The 1,557-nt window shown below is 36.2% G+C and carries 1 protein-coding gene; it reads left to right on the forward strand.

From position 1 onward, the window contains the following. Positions 1-67 precede the first annotated feature (67 nt). Positions 68-1,453 carry an L-cystine transporter gene (locus V7014_RS15250; RefSeq protein WP_335508295.1) on the forward strand — a complete coding sequence of 462 codons (1,386 nt, stop codon included), beginning with the start codon at positions 68-70 and terminating at the stop codon, positions 1,451-1,453. The last annotated feature ends 104 nt before the right edge of the window (positions 1,454-1,557 follow it).

Below are 1,557 nucleotides of genomic sequence, written 5' to 3' on the forward strand. Positions count from 1 at the left end.
AAAAAACATTATTCCTATGAGTTTTATCGGGATAAAATTAATTGAATTTAAAACAGGAGGTCAGAGAATGACTGGTTATGTTATTTTAAACATTGCAATTATGCTTGTTCTTTTATTTCTTCTTTTCTATATGCAACGTAAGCATGTTTCATTTACGAAAAGAGTATTTACCGCTTTAGGATTAGGGATTATTTTTGGATTGTTACTTCAAGCTTTCTACGGAGCCCAATCCGAAGAAATCGTTAAATCCGCCGACTGGTTTAGCATTGTAGGTAGCGGTTATGTGAAGTTTCTTCAAATGATTGTTATGCCGCTTGTCTTCGTTTCAATTGTTTCAGCTTTTACTAAATTAAAGCTTACAAGTAATATTGGAAAAATAAGTGTGCTAATTCTTGGTATATTAATTGGAACTACAGCGATTGCTGCAGCAGTTGGGATATCATCAGCTTTAATTTTCGATTTAGAAGCTGTTCAAATCGAACAAGGAGACGCTGAAAGTGCACGTGCTGATCAATTGGAAGAAACATTTGGAACGATTAAGGATCAAACATTCCCACAACAAATTTTAGAATTGATTCCATCCAATCCGTTCCTAGACCTTACTGGAGCAAGGCCTACTTCAACGATTTCTGTTGTTATATTTGCAGCCTTTATCGGAATAGCTTATTTAGGAATTAGACGTAAGCAACCTGAACAGGCAGAGTTTTTCGCTAAGATCATTGATACTTTATACAGCATAACAATGAGAATTGTTACATTAATCTTGCGTTTAACTCCATATGGTATTTTAGCAATTATGGCAAAAACAGTAGCATTAAGTGATTTTGATTCGATTATTAAACTAGGAAAGTTTGTAGGAGCTTCATATGTAGCATTAATTATAATGTTCCTTATTCATTTACTATTGTTATCACTAGGTGGATTAAATCCACTCACATATTTGAGAAAAGCATTCCCTGTTCTATCTTTTGCTTTCACATCTCGTACGAGTGCCGGAGCTCTTCCACTCAATATTGAAACGCAAAAGAAACTAGGTGTTCCTGATGGAATAGCTAACTTTGCAGGATCATTCGGATTGTCAATTGGGCAAAACGGATGTGCAGGTATTTATCCAGCTATGTTAGCTGTTATGATTGCACCGACAGTAGGTATTGATCCGTTAACACCTTCATTCATAGCAACATTAATTCTTGTCGTTGCTATCAGTTCATTTGGAGTTGCAGGTGTTGGTGGTGGAGCTACATTCGCAGCTATCATTGTACTATCAACAATGAATTTACCAATTGCATTAGCTGGTCTACTTATTTCAGTTGAGCCATTAATTGATATGGGACGTACAGCATTGAATGTTAGTGGAAGTATGACATCCGGAATACTTACAAGTAGAGTTATTGGTGATTTAGACTCTGATACGTATAAAGATACTTCTATTAAGATTGAAGCAGAAGCATAAAAACAAAAGCGCAGAGCGCCCGTTCAACGCCGTATGAGACTTACGCACTTCGTACGAGATAAAGGAAACACGAAGAGCTGATAAACGATTCGATTGTCTAGCTT

Origin of the sequence: Bacillus sp. JJ722 (genome assembly GCF_036963345.1) — a bacterium.
In the GTDB taxonomy this organism is placed as follows: domain Bacteria; phylum Bacillota; class Bacilli; order Bacillales; family DSM-1321; genus Bacillus_AD.